This window comes from Methyloceanibacter sp., from assembly GCF_035650995.1.
GTDB lineage: Bacteria > Pseudomonadota > Alphaproteobacteria > Rhizobiales > Methyloligellaceae > Methyloceanibacter.
Genome location: NZ_DASRGO010000021.1, coordinates 1 through 21,083, shown reverse-complemented (window position 1 = coordinate 21,083; position 21,083 = coordinate 1). Strand labels below are relative to the sequence as shown.

Sequence of the window (21,083 nt, the reverse complement as noted above, 5' to 3'; positions counted from 1 at the left end):
CCGGCGAACGCGATCTCCGGCCGTCCGTCCCGCGGCAAGTCCTCGATGCGGGTGACGCCCGTGACGAAGGCGCACGGGCCCCTGAACAGCGCCTTGCCGCGGGCAAGCTCCTCGGGGCTGAACTCTGTTGTTGAAGTGGCGGCCATCTCCAACCTCGGTCATGCCCGGGCTCGGCCCGGGCATCCACGATTTTCCTACAACGCGACATTAGGGACGTGGATAGCCGGGACAAGCCCGGCCATGACAAGGTTGGATTTGAGGCGGGCAGCTAACCGCTGCTTTCGTCCTCGGCGCGGCGGTTCTCTAGCTTCTTCTTCCGTCCAGGATTCTCAACTTTCTTGATGCCGAGATTCTCCAGCAGCGGAATCTCGACGCCCTGCCGCGCCATGATCACCGACTGTTGGATCACCGAGAGGGTGTTGTTCCACGCCCAGTAGATCACAAGCCCGGCCGGGAAATGCGCGAGCAGAAAGGTAAAGAACACCGGCATCCAGGCGAACACCTTCTGCTGCACCGGGTCAGGCGGCGCCGGGTTCAGCTTCATCTGCACCCACATGGTCACGCCCATGATCAAGGGCCACGCGCCGATCATGAGGAAATCGGGCGGTGTCCACGGGATCAACCCGAACAGGTTGAAGACGGTGGTGGGGTCGGGCGCCGAGAGGTCTCTGATCCAGCCGAAGAACGGCGCATGCCGCATCTCGATAGTGACGAACAGCACCTTGTAGAGGGCGAAGAATACCGGGATCTGCACCAGGATCGGCAGGCAGCCCGAGGCCGGGTTCACCTTCTCCTTCTTGTACAGCTCCATCATCGCCTGCTGCTGACGCATGCGGTCCTCGCCGAAGCGCTCCTTGATGCGCTGCATCTCGGGCGCGAGCTTCTTCATCTTGCTCATCGACACGTACGACTTGTTGGCGAGCGGAAAGAGCACGAGCTTGATGAGCAGCGTGACGATGAGGATGGCGATGCCGAAATTGCCGACGAGCTTGTAGAAGAAGTCGAGCGCATAGAACATCGGCCGGGTGAGGAAATAGAACCAGCCCCAGTCGATCAGGAGGTCGAACTTCGGAATCGCCTCGTCGGTCGCATAGCGGTCGATGAGGTGGACCTCCTTCGCGCCGGCGAACACACGGCCCTTGCTCTCGGCCGTCTCGCCCGGCGCCACTTTCAGGCCGCCCATGAGATAGTCGGCCTGGAAGCGCTCGCCCCCGTCGCTTTGACTGCCCAAGAACTTGGCTTCGAACGGTTGACTCTGGTCGGGAATGACGACGGCCGCCCAGTATTTGTCGGTGATGCCGAGCCAGCCGCCGTTGCTTTTGAAGCTCTGCGGTGGGTTTGCGGCGGCCTTCTTATACGTAATCTGCTCGAGCGAGTCGTCGACCACCCCGATCAAGCCCTCATGCAGAATGTAGTAGCTCTGCGTTTGCGGGATGCCGTGGCGGGACACGAGCGCATAAGGATAGATCGTGACCGGCTCGGATCCCGAGTTGGCGACCCGGTCGTCGATCGTGAACATGTACTTGTCGTCGACCGAGATGGTGCGGGTGAATTTCAGGCCCTTGCCGTTGTCGTAGGTGAGGGTCACCGGCGAGCTCGGCGTGAGCGGGCCCTTCGATTCCGCGGTCCACAGCGTGCCGTCGCCGGGGAGCGAAAGCCCGGCCTGGTCACTCGCCGCAACGAACCCGTGCTCGGTATAGTAGGGATGCGGGGAGCCTGCCGGCGACAGGAGAACCACGTTCGGGCTGTCGGGCTCGACCGTCTCGCGATAGTCCTTGAGCGTGAGATCGTCGATCCGCCCGCCTTTGAGCGCGATCGAGCCCTTGAGCGCCGGGGTGTCGATGGCGACGCGCGGGCTCTGCGCGAGCGCCTCTTCGCGGGTCAGAGTCGCGGCGGCCCCGCCGCCTGGCTGCGGAGTGCCCGTGCTCGGAGCAGGCGCGCCGGGCTTTGGCGCTCCCGGCTCGGTCTGCTCGGTCGCCGCCGGCGTCTCGGCCGGAGGCTTCGGCTTCGGCACGAAGAAGTACTGCCACACAAACAGCACGGCCAGCGACAGCACGATGGCAAGAATGAAATTGCGGTTGTTTTCGTCCATGGGGCTTTCAGCTCAAGGGCCGCTTCATGCCGCGAACTCGCGGGGTAGGAAGTGTGGTTGCGTTAGGGTGCTTTAGCGCTTCTGTGCGGGTTTCGGCTCGTGCACCTTGGCGAGAGCGCGTTCAAGGTCCTTGATCAGCTCTTCGAAGGGCCGTTGTACCGTGCCGTCGCGCGCAATCAAAACATAATCATAGCCCTCGACAGCATGCCGTCCGCCAGCGAGCCTGACCGCTTCTTTCAGCCGCCTGCGCGCCCGATTGCGGACGACCGCACCCCCAAGGGCTTTTGTCGTCGTGAAGCCGAACCGGGCAATGCGCGGATCGGCGCAGGGCTGTTCGTCCCCGCACGGCTCGCGCTTGCGCGCCTGGAGCACGAATGAGGGTGCCGTATAGCGTGCTCCACCGCGAACGCGAAGGAACTCGGCTCTCTTCTTCAGGCGTCCGATGTCGGTCACCGGTGCCAAGCGAAGACGACCGGTCAGCTCACGCCGAAAGGCGCTTGCGCCCCTTGGCGCGCCGCCTGGCGAGCACGAGCCGGCCGCCTTTGGTTGCCATGCGTGCGCGGAAGCCATGACGCCGCTTGCGGACGAGCTTGTGAGGTTGGTACGTGCGCTTCAAGGGCGTCTCCTGAATGATCGTGGCCGAGGCCGCCGCCGTCGGCTGAAACTGAGGGATTTGCGGGCTTATAGGGCACCCGCTCGGGTCAATCAATCCCTCCGAGCAGATCTAAGACTTCGCGTCTTGAGCGAGCTGCGACCTCTTTCCCCTCGATCCCCTGGCGGGTGCGTTCAAGTGTTGTGGCAATGCACAAAAGTCGGTTAATCATACGTGGCTCCCTCCGCACCGGGGCGTCTCGCCTCAAGCTTGCCAGTCCGCCGGAATGAGACATCGCCAACGTGCGACAAACGAACCGTTCCGCATCACGCCTGGTGACGGAGCATCACAATGGCGCTACGGGCCGTTTTCTCTCGTGGCTGCCGGGCCCAATGTCTTGGCCATGAACGTTCGCCAAGGAGAGCGATTCCCAAAGGGAACGGGCGGCGCAGGCGCCTGGGTCAGGCGCCTCTGGCCGCTTGGCCTCCTTCTCGCCGGCACGGCTCTCGTCTTCGCCATGGGCTGGGGAAGTTATCTCTCGCTCGAAAGCCTCGCCGAAAACCGCGCCGCTCTCGCGCAGGCGATCGACGCCAATCTGCCGCTCGCCCTATTGATCTTCGTCGCGCTCTACGCGGCAACGGTGGCCTTGTCCGTGCCGGGAGGCGCTGCGCTCACGTTGGCCGGCGGGCTCTTGTTTGGCTGGTTTGTCGGCGGGGTCGCTTCCGTGATCGGCGCCACACTCGGGGCGGCCGTCGTATTTCTTGCCGCCAAGAGCGCTCTAAGCGATCTCGTTGCGGCCAAGGCGGGCCCCTGGCTTGAGCGCTTTCGCCAAGGCTTCCAGGAGGATGCGTTCCATTATCTGCTCTTCCTGCGCCTCGTCCCGATCTTTCCCTTCTGGCTCGTCAATCTCGCCCCGGCCCTGCTCGGCGTGAGCTTCACCACATACCTCGCCGCGACGGCTATCGGCATCATTCCGGGGACCTTTGCCTATTCTCTCGCCGGCAATGGCCTCGACAGCGTGATCGAAGCGCAGCAAGCTCTTCACCAATCGTGCCTTGCCAAGATGGGGGCGGGGGGCCAAGAGTCCTGCCCATATACGCTCGATCCCGGGGCGCTTCTTACGCCGGAGCTGATTGCGGGTCTGGTTGCGCTCGGACTGGTTGCGCTGGTGCCGGTTCTGGTTAAATGGTTCAGGCGCCGGGCCGTCTGAAGGTCTGAAGGGTTGAGGCTAAGGGGGACTGGACTGCCATGGAAGAGGTGCTGAAGCCCGACCTCTGCGTTATCGGCGCGGGCTCAGGAGGCCTTTCCGTCGCCGCCGCAGCGGCCCAGTTCGGCGTTCCCGTGGTGCTCATCGAGAAAGGGCGCATGGGCGGCGATTGCCTCAACTACGGCTGCGTCCCCTCCAAGGCCCTGCTCGCCGCCGGCAAGCGCGCCGAGGCGGTGCGCACCGCGTCGAATTTCGGCATCGACGTGATCGAGGCGCAGATCGACCACCGCGGCGTCCACGATCATGTTCATGGCGTCATCGCGGCCATAGCGCCGAACGACTCGATCGAGCGCATGACGGGCTTGGGGGTCCGTGTCATTCAGGCCAATGCCAGCTTCCTCGACAAGTTCACGGTCGAGGCCGGCCGCGTGCTCGTGCGCGCGCGGCGCTTCGTCATCGCCACCGGCTCGATGCCGTTGATCCCGCCGATCCCCGGCCTCGACGAAGTGCCCTATTTCACCAACGAGACGATCTTCGACGTGAGCGAGCGCATCCAGCATCTGATTGTGCTGGGCGGCGGACCGATGGGGCTCGAGCTCGGCCAGGCGCACCGCATGCTGGGCTCTCACGTCACCATCTTCGATACCGCGGGCATTCTTCCCAACGAGGACACCGAGGCGGCGCGCGTCCTGATGAAGAGGCTCGAGGACACCCAGGTCGTGCTCTACCCCAACACCCGGATCGAGCGCGTCGAACGCTCCGTGCAAGGCGTCGCCGTGCATTTCCACAAGGACGGCGAGATGGTCATCATCAAGGGGACGCATCTCCTCGTTGCCACGGGCCGCAAGCCGAACTTGAAGTCGCTCAACCTCGATCGCGCCGGCATCGAGTACACCGAGGACGGCATCAAGGTTAACGATCAGCTCAAGACCGCGAACCGCAAGGTCTATGCCATCGGCGACGTGATCGGCGGCCCTAAGTTCACCCACCTCGCCAACTATCACGCGAGCATCGTCATCAAGAACGCGCTGTTCCGCCTGCGCCCCGATGTCGGCGCCACGGCGATCCCGCGCGTCATCTACACCGACCCCGAGCTTGCCCAGGTCGGGCTCACCGAGGAGGAGGCGCACAAGCGCTTCCGCCGCCGCTCCATCCGCATCTACCGCTGGCCCTATGCCGACAACGACCGGGCCCAATGCGAGCGCGAGACCGACGGCTTCATCAAGGTTATCACCCGCAAGGACGGCACCATTTTGGGCTGCACCATTGTTGGCGCGAGCGCCGGCGAGCTCATCCAGATGTGGGTCGTTGCCATGGCCAAGGATATCAGGATCGGCGACATCACCTCTTTCGTGCTGCCCTATCCGACGCTATCGGAAATCTCGAAGCGCGTGGCTTTCACCTATTATCTGCCCACTTTGGCCAAAGGCTGGGTGCGGAGCATCATCGGATTGCTGCGGCGCTTCGGCTGAAGTCGCCTGCGGCCGTTCGAGGGCCCTCCATTCCGAAAACGGCCGTTTTCGGGTACGATAGGGCTCAAGCGGCGCGCCCGACCGGCGCGACTTTAGGTGCACGGCGAGTCTCTCAAGGTGACCGACGAAACGTCCAGCGCGGAGGGGGGAACTCGGCGAACGGCCCGCTATGTGCCCGGCCTGTCCGCCAAATTGCTGCTGCTCACCATCCTCTTCGTCATGCTCGCCGAGGTGCTCGTGTTCGTGCCCTCGGTGTCCAATTTCCGCCGCCAGTGGCTGATGGAACGGCTTGCGGCCGCGCAGATCGCGGCGCTCGCGGCGGAGGCCGCGCCCGGCGGCCAGCTCCCGCCCGCACTTCGCGACGAGTTGCTCGACCGGGCCAAGGTCAAGGCCATCGCGGTGAAGAAGGCCGACGCGCGCGTGCTCATCATCGAGATGAACATGCCGGCCGAGATCGCCGCCTCCTACGATCTCCGCGACGCGTCATGGATGAGGCTCATCGCCGACGCGCTGATGGTCTATGTCGCGCCCGATGACCGCATCATTCGCGTGGTCGGCCAGCCCGGGATGAGTGATGAGGTCATCGACGTAGTGATGGAGGAGGCGCCGTTGAAGGCGGCCATGATCCGGTATGGGCTCGACATTCTCGGCCTCTCCATCCTCATCTCGATCATCACCGCGGCACTCGTCTATCTCTCGCTCGATGCCCTGCTCGTTAAGCCGATGACCAAGCTCACCTGGAACATCGTGCGCTTCAGCGAGCGGCCCGAGGACCCGACGAGGATCATCGCCCCGTCCGCCCGGCGCGACGAGATCGGCACCGCCGAGCGCGAGCTCTCCGCCATGCAGAAGGAGCTCTCCGAGACGCTGTCGCAGAAGACCAGGCTCGCAGCACTCGGCCTTGCGGTCAGCAAGATCAGCCACGACTTGCGCAACATGCTGTCGAGCGCGCAGCTCCTCTCGGACCGTCTCATCACCGTGAAGGATCCGACGGTGCAGCGCCTCGTGCCCAAGCTGATCGCGTCGCTCGATCGCGCCATCAGGCTGTGCGCGCGCACCCTCGATTTCGGCCAGGCCCAGGAGATCCCGCCGAGCCGCATGCGCTTCGAGCTTGCCCCCCTCGTCGCCGAGGTCGGCGATTCGCTCGGCTTGCCGCGGCCGAAGCTGATCTCCTGGACGCTTGCAATCGAAGAGGGTCTCGAAGTCGATGCCGACCGTGACCAGCTCTTCCGCGTCTTGAGCAATCTCTGCCGCAACGCCGTTCAGGCGCTCGAGAGCGATGGCCGCTCGGGCGAGATCATGGTGATGGCCCGCCGCGAGGGCGCCGTCACCATCATCGAGGTGGCCGACACCGGACCCGGGGTTCCGGAGCGCGCGCGCGCCAATCTGTTCAAGGCGTTCCAGAGCGTGGCGCGCAAGGACGGTACCGGGCTCGGCCTTGCCATAGCCGCCGAGCTGGTCCACGCCCATGGCGGCGAGATTGCGCTTGTCGGCAACGAGGGCGGGGCGACCTTCCGCGTTGCCATTCCCGACGTCGTCGTCGATCTCGATCAGGCCCGCCGCCGCGCCTGATCACCGCGCCTTGACGATAACGACCTCGAGATATTCGCTCGGAACGACCATGGTCTTGTCGTCCGCGACGTTGAACTCGGCGATTAAAGCCATGAGGTCGCTTTCGAGAGAGATCCGCGCGTTTGGCTCGATCGCCGCGAAGGCCTTATGCACCGGGCCATAGTAGTTGCGGAAAATCTCGATCCAATGTTCTGGCGATCTGTAGCGGAAGGCGAAGGTTCTGTTCTCGGCGGCGACGCTCGCCTCTGTCCCGACCAAGCCCTTGAGGTAATCCCTCGTACCCCAAAGCACGGGCGACTTTACCCCTGGCGCTGACGGCACATATTGGCCGACGAGCTTGAACAGCCTGCCGATGAAGCTCTCCGGTGTCCAGTTGGCAAGGCCTATCCTCCCGCCACGCCGACATACGCGCACGAGCTCGCTCGCCGCCTTCCCATGATCCGGCGCGAACATGACGCCGAAGGTCGACAGCACGACGTCGAAGGTTCCCGTCTCGAAAGGAAGGTTCTCGGCATCGGCTTCGAGGAAGGTGACGGGAAGACGATCGGCCTTGGCGCGCTCGCGCCCACGCTCGAGAAGCGTGCCGACGTAGTCGGTTGAGACGACTTCGGCGAAACGTCTTGCTGCCGCGAGTGTGGCATTGCCATTGCCGGCGGCGACGTCGAGCACGCGTTCGCCGGCATGGAGATCGACCGCCTCGCACAGCGTCTCGCCGACGATCTGCAAGGTGGTGCCGACGACGGCGTAATCGCCCGAGGCCCAGGCGGCGTGCTGGCGGCTCTTGACCGCGGCGAGATCGGCGGTGGGAGGATTGGTTGGTTGAATGTTCATCGCTGTGGTTCCTTGTTCGGCCTGATTGGTCGGCGACCGTTCCCAAGGCGGCCGGGGATACTGGCTTCGCGTAGGCGGCTCGTGCGCGGTTAACGCACTTTCTTCACGCCGCCGGTCGGCGTCACATGGTTGGCTGACGTGGAGGAGTGCTTTGCGTTGCAGTCGTTCATGAACTTCAGATCGCAATTGCGATAGCACTGGTCGGCCAAGCCGTCGCAGCTTCTGTAGCAAGCATTGAGTGCGCAGGCGTCGGTTGGATAGGGTTCGGGTCCGTCATTGGAGGCCGCGGCGGCATTCACGATTCCCAACATCAAGACCAAGCCGGCGAACGCCGGTTCATAAAGCCAACGGCTTCTCTTCGCCGTTCTCATTTCACGCTCCATCGGCTAGTGTTTTAATGTGCTGAGCTGCACATTCATGCATGGCCGTGGATATCGTCGGAGGCCTGATTTCCCTCAATGATCGGGACGCCGTCTTCGTTTGCAGCGACGCCGGAAAATGCGCGCGGGCGCCACGACCTGCTGGCAGAGATGCTGCGCGCCTTGCGCCTGACCGGATCGGTGTTCTTGAACGCCCGGTTCACCGCTCCCTTCGGCATCATCAGTCCCAAGCGCTTTGACGAGCGCACGCCCATGGCGCGCATGACGCACATCAGCATCTTCCACCTCATCGCTTCGGGCGGTGCCACTGTCCAGCTCGCGACCGGCGAAAGGCGGAAGGTGACGGCGGGCGATATCCTGCTTGTACCGTTCGCCGATGAGCACAAGTTCTGGAGCGGCGACGGTGTCGAGATGGCCATCGCCGAGGACGTCATCAAACCAAGTCCCCTCAAGGGGATGTGGTGTGTCGATCACGGTGGCGGCGGCGAAGAGACGCGTATGGTCTGCGGTTTCCTCGAATCCTCGGAGTTCGTCGCGTCGCCGGTGTTTCGCACCCTTCCGGCTCTCCACGTCGATCGCACCGGCGACGACAAGCTGAGCGCAGTCCTCACCGCGACGGTGAGAGAGATCCTCACACTCGCGGACACCGCCCAGCCCGGCACAGAGCTTATGCTCGGCCGCCTCATGGAGCTCCTGTTCATCGAGGTGGTGCGCCGCTACGCCGCGCGCCTTCCCGCCAATGCCACGGGCTGGTTCGCTGCGTTGAACGACCCAATTGTTGCCCGCGCGCTGCAGTTCGTGCACGCGGACCCCACGCGCCGCTGGACCGTCGACGTTCTGGCGCGCGAGGCGGGCTCGTCGCGCTCGGTGCTGGCAGAGCGCTTCAACGAAGTGTTGGGCCAGGCGCCGATCGAATACGTTACCAATTGGCGGATGCAATTGGCCGCCGAACGCATCCGTAACAGCGCCGACAGCTTCGCCAAGATCGCCGCCGACGTGGGCTATGGCTCGCTTCCCGCCTTCAATCGCGCCTTCAAGCGCGTCACGGGCGCAACCCCTGGCCAGTGGCGCGATAGCGCCGATTCAACCCTGTCCCATTCATCCTGATCGCGGCGGAATCCGCCTCTCGGTGGCGAGCGCGCCGTCAAACGGGCGGCGCCTCCCGCCTCGTTGTGAGGCGGGGGGCGCGGCTTACGTTCTGTTCTCGTGGGCTACTGGACTTTTACGGCATAGGCCTTGCTGAGGGGCTTGCCCTTCGGTGCCTGGCCCGGGCCATAGGCGAACTTCTTGAAGTGGTCGCCGCGCTTGACGAGCTTGGTGCTCCAACCGCCCTTCCAGCTGATCACTGCGTACCTTTTGCCGGCAGCCCAGGCGCCCTTCATATATTCGCCGGGGCGATGGCCCCAGGCCCGGCCATTCGGGGCAAGCACGATCTGCATCGGCTTGCCTCCCGTGTCGGTGGTCAGGTACTTGCCGGTGAAGTCGACCGCGGCCTGAGCCGCGCCGGAAAGACCGATGGCAACGACGGAAGCGGCGAGGATCGCCGTGGCGCGGCCAAGAAGGTTGTTCATGTGCATGGTTTCCTCCCTTAGAGGGTTATGGGGGTGGGGAGCGGAACCTAGCCGAAAAGGGCTAAATTTCCGTGATGTTCGAGCCTTGCCTTTGAGCCGCTTAGAGCTTAGGTAGGGCGGGCTGGTCACATGGCCTCCAGGCCCGCCATATCTCGTGGATTGCCGTGACAGGCTCAACCAGCCTTACCGGATGGCAAGACGCGCCCGTAGCTCAGTTGGATAGAGCACCAGACTACGAATCTGGGGGTCAGAGGTTCGAATCCTTTCGGGCGCGCCATTCCTTTGAATAAGCAGGCCGAACGTCGCCTCACGCACCGGCATACCGGGGTGTCGGTGGCCTGCGCTGGGAACAGGAGCGTGGCTTTCAGCCTCGATAGCGCAGGGCATCGACCAGCAGCGAGAAGGCGGGCGAGGTTTGCCGCCGGCTCGGATAATAGAGGTGATAGCCCGGCGAGGGCGGGCACCAATCCTCAAGCACCCGCTCGAGACGGCCCTTCGCAATATAGGGCAAAGCCAAGTCTTCCGGCACGTAGGCAAGCCCGAATCCGGCCAGCGCTGCATTGAGGACCTGGAGTCTACGGGACATCCGGGGCAGATGGGCCAAGCTTTACAAGAAACCGGGCTACGACCCGTCCGATCTGTAGCAAGGCGCCGCGCCGGAACCCCAAGGCCGCACGAAACCGACACAAAAACGTTAGGAGCAAATCGATGAAGAATGCCTATAACGCCAAAGCCTACTCAGCCGCGAGCGCAACCTCGCCGCTCGCAGCCGACGCGATCCCGCGGCGCAATCCGACCGACCACGACGTGCAGATCGAGATTTTGTTCTGCGGCATTTGCCACTCCGATCTCCATCAAGTCCGCAACGAGTGGCGGGAGGTGATGCCGACGGTTTACCCGTGCGTCCCCGGCCACGAGATTGTCGGCCGCGTCACCAAGACGGGCTCGGCGGTTACCCGATACAAGGAAGGCGACCTCGTCGCGGTGGGCTGCATGGTCGACTCGGACCACACGTGCCCGAATTGCCGCGAGGGTCTCGAGCAGTTCTGCCCCAACATGACCCTCACCTATAACTCCCCCGACAAGCACCTTGGCGGCGTCACTTATGGGGGCTATTCCGACAGCATCGTCGTCGATGAGCGATTCGTCTTGCGCGTGCCCAAGAACCTCGACCTCGCCGGGGCCGCGCCGCTCCTTTGCGCGGGGATCACCACCTACTCGCCGATGCGTCACTGGGGCGTCACCAAGGGCAAGAAGATCGGCGTGGTCGGTCTCGGCGGACTTGGGCATATGGCTGTGAAATTCGCCCATGCGCTCGGAGCGCACGTCGTCGTCTTCACCACCTCGCCCAACAAGAAGGACGACGCCTTCCGCCTTGGCGCCGATGAAGTCGTCGTGTCGCGTAACGCCGACGAGATGACGAAGCACACCGGCAGCTTCGATTTCATCCTCGACGCGGTTTCCGCCGATCACGACATCAACGCCTATCTCAACCTGTTGCGCCGCGACGGCAATATCACCCTCGTCGGCGCGCCTGAGAAGCCTCTGCCCGTCTCTGCGTTCAGCCTCATCATGGGCCGCCGCAGCCTGTCCGGCTCGCCCATCGGCGGCATCGCCGAGACCCAGGAGATGCTCGACTTCTGCGGTAAGCACAACATCACCGCCGACGTCGAAGTCATCCCCATCCAGAAGGTCAACGAGGCCTACGACCGGCTGCTCAAGTCGGATGTGAAGTACCGCTTCTCGATCGATATGGCTTCGCTCAAAGCCGAGTGAAGCCGCTGCCCGGCGTTCGGTCCGGCTCTCCGGCGAACGTCATATCCGGCGCTTGTCGGCCTCTGCTTGATGGGTCATGGACCTGAGCTCATCGAGCAGAGCCGCGCCGTCGGCGCGCCACCGCGCGAGCACGGCGTCGTAGAGGTCTCCGCCCTCGATCTTCTCCTCTGGCGTATGGTGCACGCTCTCCATGAGCGCGACCGCGTCCTGTTCCTCCGGCGTTAACGGCTGGAAGTGGGACAGCGAGACATAGGCGACCCCCAACGCCTCGACGGCCTTCTGGTCCGTCCTATTCATTCTCTTCAGGTAGTGCCGCAGCGCCGCTTTGATCATGTCCTTCGGATAGGGCAGTTCGGAGATGTCCCGGATCATCCTGTCGCCCACATTTTCGAGAGCGGCCACGTATTGACCGAGCACCTCATCGGGCGTGGCCGAGAGGCGCGCCGCAACGTCGTCGGCGCTGCGGCAATCGATGATCTTGTCTATGATAGCTTCGACCGGCTTCTGCGGCAGCTTCGTATCGTCGAAGAATTTTTCGGCAATCTCAGCGGCGTCGGCGGATCTCCAGAGCGTCGCGCCGCGCAGAACTCCCGCCCACTTCATCTTGACGATCGTGATCTCACCGTCGGCGACCGCAATCGTCACCTGGTCGCCGTTACTGAGCTCTAGGCGCGCAAAACTCTGTTCAGGCGTCTCGGTCTTGACGATGACCTTGCCCATTGAGCAGCACCTGCCGTTGCCACGCCTCGCGACAGCCTCTCGCTCAAGAAAATGGGATCATATCACAGGCCATGCCCGCTTCCGCCGGACGGTCCAGGATGCCTGGAGAGCGCTCCGATCAAGCGCATTTTTCTCGCCGGAGTGGTAGACTCGCCTGGCGGCGCAATCCGAGCACGGAGCGGCGAGGGAGGGAGAGGTGAGGGGGATGTCGAGCAAGCGGCTCGCCGGCCGGTCTATTCTTGTGACCGGAGGCGCGAGCGGCATCGGGCGCGAGCTGTGCCTCGCCTTTGCCGGTCAGGGCGCCAGGGTCGGACTGATCGATCGCGACCGGGCCAAATTGGAGCCGCTCGCCGAAGCGCTGCGCCGCTCCGGCGTAACCTGTGCGACTGCCGCGGCCGATGTGCGCGAGCGCGAGCGGTTGCGCGGTGCGGTCGGTGATATCGCCGCTGCCCTTGGCCCCATCGATGTACTGATCGCGAGCGCCGGAATCTGCCGTGCCTCAACCGTCGACGATCTCAGGATCGCGCATTTGGAGGAGATCGTTCAGGTGAATTTTCTTGGCACCGTCTACGCCATCGAGGCCGTGCTGCCGTCGATGCTCGAGCGGAGGAGCGGCCACATCGTGGGCATTTCGAGCATGGCGGGGGTGCGAGGCATCCCGTTCGAGCCAGGCTACTCCGCGAGCAAGGCCGCGGTCTCCGCCTATCTCGAGAGCCTGCGCTGCGAGCTTAGGCAGCGGGGCATCACCGTAACCACGGTCTTCCCGGGTTATGTCCAGACCCCGTTGCTCGACGAGATCAACGGGATGATGGGCGCCGACATGTCGGCGGGAAAGGCGTTCACCTCGACGGCGGCTGCGGAGAGGATCATGGCGGGGCTTAAGCGCAAGCGCTCCTACATCTCCTTCCCGACCCCGCTCTGGCTCAGCGTCCGCCTCAGTCAGCTCATGCCGCCGCGTTTCTACGATCGCGTCATGGGGCGCATATTCAGCCGCTTCGCGATCTCCAGTCTGGATGGTAGGGCAGCGTCTCGCGACGGCGCTAACGTCGCGCTTCCGGCCGAGTAAGGAGCTTCTGGGCGATCATCCAATCGATGCAACGCTTCAGCGTGATCTCGATCGGAGAAATCTCATAGCCAAGCTCGCGGATGGCTTTGTCGCTTCGGCAGATGATGCTCGCGCTCAGCATCGTGGCCGCTTCCTCGGAGATGCGGGGCTCTTTGCCCGTTAATTTCGACGTCCATTCCGACACGCGTCCAGCGAGCTTCAGGACCACCGGGCGGCCGACGGCGGTGTTGGGCGCAGTGCCCACAAGCTCGCAGACCATGCGTGCGATGTCGGCGTAAGAGGCATCCGGGCCGCCGAGCAGGTAATTGTGTCCCGTCTGCCCCATCTCGGCCGCAGCGGCGTGTGCCCGCACCACGGCTCCCACGTCGGCATAGCAGGCACGTCCCGGCGGGATGCGGAACAGTTGCCGGTTGGCGGCAAGTCGTATGAAGCGCGACCAGGTGCTCCAGTCGTAACGGCCGATCACGTTGGCCGGATTGAGGATCACTGCATCGAGTCCCTGGTCGATACCCTTGGCGACTTCGTCTTCGGCCGCGGTCTTCGATCGCTGATAGTTCAACGTGTCGCGCCCGAGCTTGGGCGCCGTCTCGTCGAACGGCTCCGGCTGCATGCCGTAGACGGAGATGGTCGAGGTATGGATGAACTTCCCCGCACGCTTCGCAAGCGCCGTCGCCACCATGTTGCGGGTGCCTTCGACATTGGTTCGCCATTGCCGTTCCCGATGGCCCGACCACAGGCTCACGTCTCCCGCCACGTGAAATACGGCGTCCACGCCTTCCGGCATGGCGTGCTCGAGCGAATGGCGGTCTTCGATCTCGCCCTGGACGAGACGTACCGGAAATTTCTTGAGCTCGGTGAGCCGCGAATGCGGCCGATGCAGAGCCGTCACCTCCCAACCCGATTGCGCAAGATGCTCGATCAGGTTGAGGCCGATAAAGCCGGTGCCGCCCGTGACGAACGCGGTCTTGGTGGGCATTCAAGCGCTCCTCGCACTGGCGGGGCCCCTTGCGGAGTTAGAGCGGAAATGATGCTCTCACGCCACGAATTTGCAATACGAGCCGTGGACGACCGACCAGCATGTTCTCGCTTATCACCCGCACGCACGTCACGGGGCTCTCGGGCAGAGAGATTACAGATTTCCTGGCGAATTGCGACGATGAGGCATTTCGGCGCTGGTGGCCCGGCACCCACTTTCAGCTCCATACCGTAAGAGGTGCGCCGGGAACGATCGGCAGTATCATTCTCATGGACGAAATGATCGGCCAGAAGCGCGTCAAGATAAGGTGCGAGCTTGTCGAGCTCGTGCCCGGACGTAAGCTCGTGTGGCAAGTGAGGCGTCCGTTGTTCCGGCTGCCTGTCAAGTTGATCTTTGCGCTTAACGACGATGACACGGGCGTCGAGGTCGAGCATGCGATCGAGGCGGGGTACGCGGGAGCAGCCGCCATGCTCGATCCCGTCCTGCGCCTTTTCTTCCCAGCGCGCTTCGCCGCCGACAAGGACGAGCATGTGCTAAAGGAGTTACCCAGACTCAAGGCTATGCTGCGCGGCGAGTCGTCCCTGGTCGGAAAGCCGCAAGGCTACTGAGCCCCGGTCAGACTGACGCGGGGGGCTGGGAACCTCCACTCGAAAGCATCATTAAAGCTGGAATCCTTTACAACGGGAGCCCAGCGCCATGTCCGTCCAGCAAACCGTCGACCGCAACAGCCAAACCGGTACATTCATGGAATACGCCGATATCCCCGGAACCGAGCTTAAGGTCTCCCGCGTCACGCTCGGGACCTGGGCGATCGGCGGCTGGATGTGGGGCGGGAGCGACGAAGCCGAGTCGATCGCAACCGTCAAGGCCGCCTTGCGCCACGGCATCAATGTCGTCGACACCGCGCCTGTCTATGGCTTCGGCCGCTCCGAGGAGATCGTCGGCAAGGCGCTTGCCGGCGGTCTGCGCAAGGACGCGCTGATCGCCACCAAGGTCGGGCTCGAATGGCATGACGGCAAGATCACGCGCAACGGCAGCCGCGAGCGCATCATGCGCGAGGTCGAGGACTCGCTTAAGCGGCTGAAGACCGACCGCATCGACATCTATCAGGTGCATTGGCCCGACCCAAGCCGGCCGATCGCCGAGACGGCGCGCGCCATGCGCGATCTCTACGAGCAGGGCACGATCCGCGCTATCGGCGTGAGCAATTTCTCGGTGAAGCAGATGGATGAGTTCCGCTCGGTAAGCCCGCTTCACGTGCTCCAGCCGCCTTACAATCTTTTCGAGCGGGGCATCGATAAGGAGATCCTGCCCTATTGCAAGAAGCACTCGATTGCCACACTTGGTTACGGCGCGCTCTGCCGCGGGCTCCTGTCGGGCCGCATGCGCGCCGAGACCAAATTCTCAGGCGACGATCTCCGCCGCCACGACCCCAAATTCCAGACCGACCGCTTCCCGCAATATCTCGCGGCGGTGGAACAGCTCGATCGCTTCGCCCGCGAGCGCTATGGCACGCACGTGATCGAGCTTGCCGTGCGCTGGGTGCTCGATCAGGGCATCACCACGGCCCTATGGGGCGCGCGCCGGCCCGATGAGCTCACGCCCGTCGAGGCGGCGATGGGGTGGTCGCTCGATTCCGCGGCCAAGACCGAGATCGACCGCATCATCGCCGAGACTGTCGTGAACCCGGTTGGTCCTGAGTTCATGGCGCCGCCTGAATATGCCTAAGGCAGAGGCCACCCTCCTGGTCGGCAAGCGAGAGAAGGAGCCCGGTAATGCCGCCGACAAGCGCGGCGCTTGCTTCGCCGAGCAGGAGGCCGATCAGGAGCGGCGCGCCGATATTGACGACAAACAGAGCACCGCGGCGCGGTTCCAAGGCAAACCACCATGGCCCGAGCTTCGCCGAGCTGGCCGGCTGGGCGCTGTCAGGCCCCAGGTCTCGTCGCTTGAGAGCTTCGTTCATGGTTCGGGGAGTGAGGAATGTCGATCGGAAGGATGCCTTCGAATGATCCACTCTCGGCCTGCCAACTAGTGGCGATGTGGATCGTGTTTGGCAACCGGACTTGCCCGACCCGCGCATAGTCAAGGGGCCTGGAGACGCGGGGTCCGTGTCCAAGAACCGCACCAGGGCTCAGGCGTAACCTGGCTTCCTGATCGCCGCCCGCCGCTCGCGCAGCGCCCTGAACACTTCGTCGATCGGCACAGGCCGTCCGAAATAGAAGCCTTGAACATAGGTGCAGCCGGCCGCGCGCACCTGCTCGAACTGCTCGGCCGTCTCGACGCCCTCAGCCGTCGTCGACACGCCGAAGCTTGCGCCGAGCCCGGCCACGGCGCGCACGATCGAGAGCGAGTCGCTGTCGGTCAGCAGGTCCTGCACGAAGCTCTTGTCGATCTTGATCTTGTCGAAGGGAAAGCTGCGCAGATAGCTCAACGACGAATAGCCGGTGCCGAAATCGTCCATGGCGATCTTCACTCCGAGCCCGCGCAGTTGATGCAACACCGAAACCGTCGTGCTGGTATCGTGCAGCAGCGCCGACTCGGTGATCTCAAGTTCGAGCTGGCCCGGCGAAAGCCGCGAGGAGGCAAGCGCGCTCATCACCGTCTGCGCCAGCGCGGGCGTGCATTGCGACGGCGAAATGTTCACCGCAAGCCCGATATAGACCGGCCACTGTGCGGCGTCGGCGCAGGCCTTGCGCAGCACCCACTCGCCGAGCGTGCTGATCAATCCCGCCTCTTCGGCGACCGGAATGAAGTCGGACGGCGGTAGCAATCCCTCCTCTGGATGGCGCCAGCGCAGCAGCGCCTCGAGCCCGCAAATCCGCTGGTTCGAGACCCCCACGAAAGGCTGGTAATGCACCTCGAACTCGCCGCGGCCGAGCGCATTGCGGATGGCGAGCTCGCGCGCCCGCTTCTCCTCGAGGTGCCGGTCCATGCTCGGGTCGTAGAAGCGGAAACTGTTGCGCCCGCCTTCCTTGGCGCGATAGAGCGCAACGTCGGAATTGCGCAGCATGCGTTCCGAGTCCGAGCAGATCTCGCTCGATTGGCTGATCCCTACGCTTGCGGTCACCGTCAGCCGGTGGCCTCCGATGTCGTAGGGCTTGGACACGCGTTGCACGATTTCGCCCGCGAGCGCCGTATCGTCCTTGGCCGTCGGCGAGGCTGGATGCACGATGGCGAACTCGTCGCCGCCGAGCCTAGCCACAATGTCGCCCTCGCCGGCGCATTTGCGCAGCCGGTCGGCGAGCATGCGCAGAAGCGCGTCTCCGGTCGGATGGCCGAGCGTGTCGTTGATTTTCTTGAAGCCGTCGAGATCGAAGAAAAAGAGGGTGACTTTCCGTCCCGTCCGGCGAAACTCGCTCATGGCGGCGTCGAGCTGCTGGCGGAATAACGCACGATTGGCGAGGCTGGTGAGCCCGTCATGATGGGCCATATACCTCATGCGCTCACCGGCGACCTTCTGCTCGGTGATGTCCTCCGAAATGCCGAGCAGGAGATGCGGGTGCCCGTCAGTGTCGCGTACCGCGATGACCCGCGTGCGCAGGCAGCGAATGCCGTTATGCGGGGTGTGGATGGGCTCTTCGTCGATCACCTGCGGTTCGCCCGACTGCATGGCGCGCCTGTCGCGCGCCACGAACCGCTCGGCCTCTTCCTTGGCGAAGAGATCGTGATCCGTCATGCCGATGATCGCCGAGCGGGGCAGGCCAAGGAGATCCTCGCCGGCCCGGTTGATCAGGATGAAGCGGCCGGTCCGCGCGTCCTTGACGAAGACCACGGTCGGCATGTTCTCGATCACGCTGGCGAGAAAGGCCTCGCTCGTGCCGAACAGGGCGCGGGTGGACTCGGGGCAAGAGGCCCGGTCGCAGCCCAATCCGTCGTCGTATCGTGCGGCCTCGCTTGAGGATTGGCCGCGACTTTTGGTTGTCATGCGGTTCCCCTCGGACAAGGGGAACCGTGCCGGAAAACGGTTTAGGACAAGTGTAGCGAAATGGTTAATCCGCTTTTTTGCTACCTAGGCGCGAGCGGGGAGACGACTGGATTTACGGGCTATTCGCCTTGACGAGATCGTCGCGCGCCTTCTCCAGATGCTCGGTGATCAGCGTCTGCGCGCCTTGCGCGTCGCGCTCGTGGAGGGCGTGGAAGATGGCGCGGTGCTGGCGGTTATAGCCGGCTATCACCTCGGGCGTCAGAATCTTCTCCTTCATCGCGTCCCATTGGGCGTGAAGGCGGACGTGGTTGATCTGACGGTAGAAGTTGATGAGAAGCGGATTGCCCGACGCATGTGCGATGAGAAGATGAAATTCCCCGTCCCACTTCGAGAACGAGTCCTTGTCGTTGAGCGACTCCTCTCCATGCGCGAGCACGGCTTCCATGTCGTCGAGGTTGCGGCGCGTCGCATGCAGCACGGCGAGCCGCGTGGTATAGGGCTCGACCGCGAGTCGCGCCTCGATCAGCTGGAGCGGACTCACCTGATCGGCGAGGTCCGCAGTGCGGCGGCTGGTTGCCGCGGTCGCTCCGACGAAGGTCCCGCTGCCAAGGCGGCGCGACACGAGCCCGGCTCGCTCGAGTTGGTCGAGCGCGCGCCTGACCGTGCTGCGTGCGGCCTGGAAAGTCGCCGCCAACTGGCGTTCCGGCGGCAGGCGGTCGCCCTCGCTATAAGCGCCGGTTTCGATGGCGCGCCTGAGATAGGCCGAAATCGTGCCCACGCCGTGATGCGGCTTGGTCAGCGAGACAAGAACGGCGTCTGAAGACCTGTTATGAGAATCGGTCATCGGAATCTCCCTGCCGGATTGATCCGGCCAAATTAGGCCCACTTTGGACCCGAATCAAGAAATTGGTTGCGACCGGTCCACGCTTATGTGCAAATAGGAGCGCCAATGGGGGTCTGCAAAGTCCGACGGTTTCGCATACCAATGTGGCCCTTTGCAACAATATGGTCCGCGGCGACCGCGTGATTTGCCGACCGGGAGGGTAAGAGTGAGCTTTCCGTCCTCGACCAAATATGCCGTCATCGGTGCGGGCGTCCACGGGCTTAGCACCGCATACCATCTCGCCGAGATGCTGAGGGCGCAAGGCAAGGGCTCGGGCGCCGATATTCTCGTTGTCGACAAGACCTCGATCGCCGCCGGCGCCTCGGGCATCGCCTGCGGCGTGGTGCGCAACAACTATTACCAGCCGGCGATGCGCGAGCTGATGGCCCATTCGGTTTCGGTCTGGGAGAGCGACCCGAGCGCCTATAGCTATCATCCCGTCGGCTACATGCAGATCAGCCCCGAGGTGATGCACGAGCAGGTCGCCACTATTTATGAGCAACAGAAGGCGATCGGCTACGACTCCGTCTTCATCGAAGGCGCGGCTGATTGCCAGAAGTACATGCTTGGCCTGTTCGATGATTGGCAGGCCAAAGGCATCACCTCGGTTCTCCACGAGAAGCGCGGCGGCTACGCCAACAACACCGCCTCGATGTATGGACTGGCCAACAAGGCCGAGGCCGAGGGGGTCCGCATCCTCACCGGCGTCGAGGTGAGGGGCTTCGAGTTCGGCTCGAATTCGGGCGCCGTGACGGCGCTCCTCACCAACCGCGGCACCATTGCCTGCGACTATGTGATCATCGGCGCAGGCCCGTGGGTCTCGCGCTTCTGGACCATGCTCGAGCAGCCCAAGCACATCTCGATCAAGGGTCGCGACGGCAAGATGCACGACAACGTGCGCATGTGGACCTATTGGTGCCTGGAAGAGGGCACGCTCGGCGTCGATCCCAACATGCACCGCACCAATGACGGCGGCTTTCCGCCCGTCATCCACGTCGATACCGACGCGCCGCTCTATTCCGACGTCGACGGCTCGCTCATCACCGACAAGCTGTGGGGCCTTTACTACAAGCCCGATTTCAATTTCGGCGGCGTGCAGGGCGGGTCGTCGCCTTACAAGGTCGATCAGGATCCGGACGATGTGGCCGTCGATCCCTACGGTCCCGATTCGCCCGATTTCGTCGTCGGCGACGACTTCATCCACACCTGGTGCTCGATGCTCGCGCACTGCCAGAAGCGCTTCGAAGGCAAGACTGCCTTGTACAAGCATCACGAGAAGTCGGGCGGCCTCGGCTGCTTCACGCCGGACAATTTCCCCGTCTTTGACGTATTCCGCGAGAACGTCTACGTGATCGCTGACTCAAATCACGGCTACAAGATGATCGGCGTCGGCCAGCTGGTGGCGCAGGAGGTGATGGGCGAGAAGAGCGCTCTGCTCGAGCCGTTTCGCTTCGGCCGCTTCGCCAAGGGCGAGCTTCATCCCGTATCGAACAGTCCTTTCCCGTGGAGTTGAGTGTAGAGGTGCACCATGAACTACGCCGCGTCCACTGATCAGCAGAAGACGGACATCGAGCGCTTCGTAGACGACCCGCAGCGCCAAGAGCTGGTTGCTCAAGTCCGCCGCAAGATCGACGAACTCGGAATCGACTATCTCTATCTGCAATTCGTGTCGGTCACCGGCCGTATCATGGGCAAGGGCATCCCGGCCGACCACTGGGAGAGCGTGGCGAGGAAGGGCTTCCAGCTCGTCTATGGCGCCACCATGAACCTTTTCATCAACCGCCGTGGCGAATATCTCGGTTATGGCCCCGAGGCTGCCGAGCTGATCGGCATCCCCGAGCCCGAGACCTTCATGCAGCTCCCGTGGGACAAGCGCGTTGCGCGGCTGTGGTGCACCCTGTTCCGCAACCGCGAGGAGCGCGAGGAGCCGGGCGCCTTCCTCACCGCTGACGCCCGCGGCAATCTCCGCCGCATCCATGAGCAGTTCAAGAAAGACCACGGGCTCGAGCTGAGGCACGGC

Annotated in this window: 20 protein-coding genes, 1 tRNA gene and 2 pseudogenes; 11 read left to right on the top strand and 12 right to left on the bottom strand. The window is 63.7% G+C overall.

Annotation, left to right across the window (positions count from 1 at the left end; all coding sequences use genetic code 11):
- Positions 1-268 precede the first annotated feature (268 nt).
- The 3 genes from yidC to rpmH form a co-directional block, all read right to left on the bottom strand.
- Positions 269-2,092 (bottom strand): membrane protein insertase YidC, encoded by a 1,824-nt coding sequence (yidC, locus tag VFB18_RS01405; RefSeq protein ID WP_324970488.1) that lies wholly within the window; start codon positions 2,090-2,092, stop codon positions 269-271.
- A 72-nt stretch (positions 2,093-2,164) separates the two neighbouring features.
- A complete protein-coding gene (gene rnpA / locus VFB18_RS01400; protein WP_324970487.1) occupies positions 2,165-2,545 on the bottom strand; it encodes a ribonuclease P protein component in 381 nt (126 codons plus the stop codon).
- 28 nt (positions 2,546-2,573) lie between these two features.
- Positions 2,574-2,708 (bottom strand): 50S ribosomal protein L34, encoded by a 135-nt coding sequence (rpmH, locus tag VFB18_RS01395; protein WP_324970486.1) that lies wholly within the window; start codon positions 2,706-2,708, stop codon positions 2,574-2,576.
- A 379-nt stretch (positions 2,709-3,087) separates the two neighbouring features.
- Here rpmH and VFB18_RS01390 point away from each other — a divergent pair, with 379 nt between their 5' ends.
- From VFB18_RS01390 to VFB18_RS01380, 3 genes are all read left to right on the top strand, one after another.
- Positions 3,088-3,894 (top strand): TVP38/TMEM64 family protein, encoded by an 807-nt coding sequence (locus VFB18_RS01390; RefSeq protein ID WP_324970485.1) that lies wholly within the window; start codon positions 3,088-3,090, stop codon positions 3,892-3,894.
- A 38-nt stretch (positions 3,895-3,932) separates the two neighbouring features.
- The gene (locus VFB18_RS01385; RefSeq protein ID WP_324970484.1) at positions 3,933-5,363 is read left to right on the top strand and encodes a dihydrolipoyl dehydrogenase family protein; all 1,431 of its coding nucleotides are present in this window, start codon (positions 3,933-3,935) and stop codon (positions 5,361-5,363) included.
- Positions 5,364-5,480: 117 nt separating this feature from the next.
- Positions 5,481-6,935: a HAMP domain-containing sensor histidine kinase gene (locus VFB18_RS01380; RefSeq protein ID WP_324970483.1), complete on the top strand. Its 1,455-nt coding sequence runs from the start codon at positions 5,481-5,483 to the stop codon at positions 6,933-6,935.
- On the opposite strand, the gene VFB18_RS01375 is transcribed toward VFB18_RS01380, so the two are convergent.
- Positions 6,936-7,766, bottom strand: a complete 831-nt coding sequence (locus VFB18_RS01375) for a class I SAM-dependent methyltransferase (protein ID WP_324970482.1) — start codon at positions 7,764-7,766, stop codon at positions 6,936-6,938.
- Between the two features lie 89 nt (positions 7,767-7,855).
- A complete protein-coding gene (locus tag VFB18_RS01370; RefSeq protein ID WP_324970481.1) occupies positions 7,856-8,137 on the bottom strand; it encodes a hypothetical protein in 282 nt (93 codons plus the stop codon).
- Between the two features lie 87 nt (positions 8,138-8,224).
- Between VFB18_RS01370 and VFB18_RS01365 the strand changes: the two genes are divergently transcribed.
- The gene (locus tag VFB18_RS01365) at positions 8,225-9,253 is read left to right on the top strand and encodes an AraC family transcriptional regulator (protein ID WP_324970480.1); all 1,029 of its coding nucleotides are present in this window, start codon (positions 8,225-8,227) and stop codon (positions 9,251-9,253) included.
- Between the two features lie 104 nt (positions 9,254-9,357).
- On the opposite strand, the gene VFB18_RS01360 is transcribed toward VFB18_RS01365, so the two are convergent.
- Positions 9,358-9,717, bottom strand: coding sequence for a hypothetical protein (locus tag VFB18_RS01360; RefSeq protein WP_324970479.1), 360 nt, complete (start codon positions 9,715-9,717; stop codon positions 9,358-9,360).
- A 200-nt stretch (positions 9,718-9,917) separates the two neighbouring features.
- Between VFB18_RS01360 and VFB18_RS01355 the strand changes: the two genes are divergently transcribed.
- Positions 9,918-9,994: transfer RNA gene (locus VFB18_RS01355), tRNA-Arg, on the top strand.
- A gap of 87 nt (positions 9,995-10,081) precedes the next feature.
- Here VFB18_RS01355 and VFB18_RS01350 read toward each other — a convergent pair.
- Positions 10,082-10,282 (bottom strand): annotated as a pseudogene (locus VFB18_RS01350) (LysR substrate-binding domain-containing protein); the annotation flags it as partial.
- Positions 10,283-10,425: 143 nt separating this feature from the next.
- Between VFB18_RS01350 and VFB18_RS01345 the strand changes: the two are divergent.
- Positions 10,426-11,493, top strand: a complete 1,068-nt coding sequence (locus VFB18_RS01345) for an NAD(P)-dependent alcohol dehydrogenase (RefSeq protein ID WP_324970478.1) — start codon at positions 10,426-10,428, stop codon at positions 11,491-11,493.
- 39 nt (positions 11,494-11,532) lie between these two features.
- Here the strand turns inward: VFB18_RS01345 and VFB18_RS01340 are convergent, their stop codons facing one another.
- Positions 11,533-12,213, bottom strand: a complete 681-nt coding sequence (locus VFB18_RS01340; RefSeq protein ID WP_324970477.1) for a hypothetical protein — start codon at positions 12,211-12,213, stop codon at positions 11,533-11,535.
- Positions 12,214-12,418: 205 nt separating this feature from the next.
- Between VFB18_RS01340 and VFB18_RS01335 the strand changes: the two genes are divergently transcribed.
- A complete protein-coding gene (locus VFB18_RS01335) occupies positions 12,419-13,279 on the top strand; it encodes an SDR family NAD(P)-dependent oxidoreductase (protein ID WP_324970476.1) in 861 nt (286 codons plus the stop codon).
- On the opposite strand, the gene VFB18_RS01330 is transcribed toward VFB18_RS01335, so the two are convergent.
- Positions 13,254-14,255 carry an NAD-dependent epimerase/dehydratase family protein gene (locus VFB18_RS01330; protein WP_324970475.1) on the bottom strand — a complete coding sequence of 334 codons (1,002 nt, stop codon included), beginning with the start codon at positions 14,253-14,255 and terminating at the stop codon, positions 13,254-13,256. The two genes, VFB18_RS01335 and VFB18_RS01330, sit on opposite strands and share 26 nt — an antisense overlap.
- A gap of 101 nt (positions 14,256-14,356) precedes the next feature.
- On the opposite strand from VFB18_RS01330, the gene VFB18_RS01325 reads away from it, so the two are divergent.
- Both VFB18_RS01325 and VFB18_RS01320 read left to right on the top strand, forming a co-directional pair.
- Positions 14,357-14,863, top strand: a complete 507-nt coding sequence (locus tag VFB18_RS01325; protein ID WP_324970474.1) for a hypothetical protein — start codon at positions 14,357-14,359, stop codon at positions 14,861-14,863.
- Between the two features lie 88 nt (positions 14,864-14,951).
- Positions 14,952-15,983 (top strand): aldo/keto reductase, encoded by a 1,032-nt coding sequence (locus tag VFB18_RS01320; protein ID WP_324970473.1) that lies wholly within the window; start codon positions 14,952-14,954, stop codon positions 15,981-15,983.
- Here VFB18_RS01320 and VFB18_RS01315 read toward each other — a convergent pair.
- The 3 genes from VFB18_RS01315 to VFB18_RS01305 all read right to left on the bottom strand — a co-directional run bounded on the left by VFB18_RS01315 (position 15,958) and on the right by VFB18_RS01305 (position 19,024).
- Entirely contained in the window at positions 15,958-16,131 is a 174-nt protein-coding gene (locus VFB18_RS01315; RefSeq protein ID WP_324970472.1) for a hypothetical protein, read from the bottom strand. The genes VFB18_RS01320 and VFB18_RS01315 overlap by 26 nt on opposite strands.
- A gap of 255 nt (positions 16,132-16,386) precedes the next feature.
- Positions 16,387-18,180 (bottom strand): putative bifunctional diguanylate cyclase/phosphodiesterase, encoded by a 1,794-nt coding sequence (locus VFB18_RS01310; protein WP_324970471.1) that lies wholly within the window; start codon positions 18,178-18,180, stop codon positions 16,387-16,389.
- 112 nt (positions 18,181-18,292) lie between these two features.
- Positions 18,293-19,024, bottom strand: coding sequence for a FadR/GntR family transcriptional regulator (locus tag VFB18_RS01305; RefSeq protein ID WP_324970470.1), 732 nt, complete (start codon positions 19,022-19,024; stop codon positions 18,293-18,295).
- 205 nt (positions 19,025-19,229) lie between these two features.
- On the opposite strand from VFB18_RS01305, the gene VFB18_RS01300 reads away from it, so the two are divergent.
- Positions 19,230-20,576: an FAD-binding oxidoreductase gene (locus tag VFB18_RS01300; protein WP_324970469.1), complete on the top strand. Its 1,347-nt coding sequence runs from the start codon at positions 19,230-19,232 to the stop codon at positions 20,574-20,576.
- Positions 20,577-20,591: 15 nt separating this feature from the next.
- Positions 20,592-21,083 (top strand): annotated as a pseudogene (locus VFB18_RS01295) (glutamine synthetase); the annotation flags it as partial.

Excerpts from the sequence above, each read along its gene's own strand:
- yidC (WP_324970488.1), bottom strand. The coding sequence starts at position 2,092 with ATGGACGAAAACAACCGCAATTTCATTCTTGCCATCGTGCTGTCGCTG.
- VFB18_RS01390 (WP_324970485.1), top strand. The coding sequence starts at position 3,088 with ATGAACGTTCGCCAAGGAGAGCGATTCCCAAAGGGAACGGGCGGCGCA.
- VFB18_RS01385 (WP_324970484.1), top strand. The coding sequence starts at position 3,933 with ATGGAAGAGGTGCTGAAGCCCGACCTCTGCGTTATCGGCGCGGGCTCA.
- VFB18_RS01375 (WP_324970482.1), bottom strand. The coding sequence starts at position 7,766 with ATGAACATTCAACCAACCAATCCTCCCACCGCCGATCTCGCCGCGGTC.
- VFB18_RS01370 (WP_324970481.1), bottom strand. The coding sequence starts at position 8,137 with ATGAGAACGGCGAAGAGAAGCCGTTGGCTTTATGAACCGGCGTTCGCC.
- VFB18_RS01365 (WP_324970480.1), top strand. The coding sequence starts at position 8,225 with ATGATCGGGACGCCGTCTTCGTTTGCAGCGACGCCGGAAAATGCGCGC.
- VFB18_RS01360 (WP_324970479.1), bottom strand. The coding sequence starts at position 9,717 with ATGAACAACCTTCTTGGCCGCGCCACGGCGATCCTCGCCGCTTCCGTC.
- VFB18_RS01345 (WP_324970478.1), top strand. The coding sequence starts at position 10,426 with ATGAAGAATGCCTATAACGCCAAAGCCTACTCAGCCGCGAGCGCAACC.
- VFB18_RS01340 (WP_324970477.1), bottom strand. The coding sequence starts at position 12,213 with ATGGGCAAGGTCATCGTCAAGACCGAGACGCCTGAACAGAGTTTTGCG.
- VFB18_RS01335 (WP_324970476.1), top strand. The coding sequence starts at position 12,419 with ATGTCGAGCAAGCGGCTCGCCGGCCGGTCTATTCTTGTGACCGGAGGC.
- VFB18_RS01330 (WP_324970475.1), bottom strand. The coding sequence starts at position 14,255 with ATGCCCACCAAGACCGCGTTCGTCACGGGCGGCACCGGCTTTATCGGC.
- VFB18_RS01325 (WP_324970474.1), top strand. The coding sequence starts at position 14,357 with ATGTTCTCGCTTATCACCCGCACGCACGTCACGGGGCTCTCGGGCAGA.
- VFB18_RS01320 (WP_324970473.1), top strand. The coding sequence starts at position 14,952 with ATGTCCGTCCAGCAAACCGTCGACCGCAACAGCCAAACCGGTACATTC.
- VFB18_RS01310 (WP_324970471.1), bottom strand. The coding sequence starts at position 18,180 with ATGACAACCAAAAGTCGCGGCCAATCCTCAAGCGAGGCCGCACGATAC.
- VFB18_RS01305 (WP_324970470.1), bottom strand. The coding sequence starts at position 19,024 with ATGACCGATTCTCATAACAGGTCTTCAGACGCCGTTCTTGTCTCGCTG.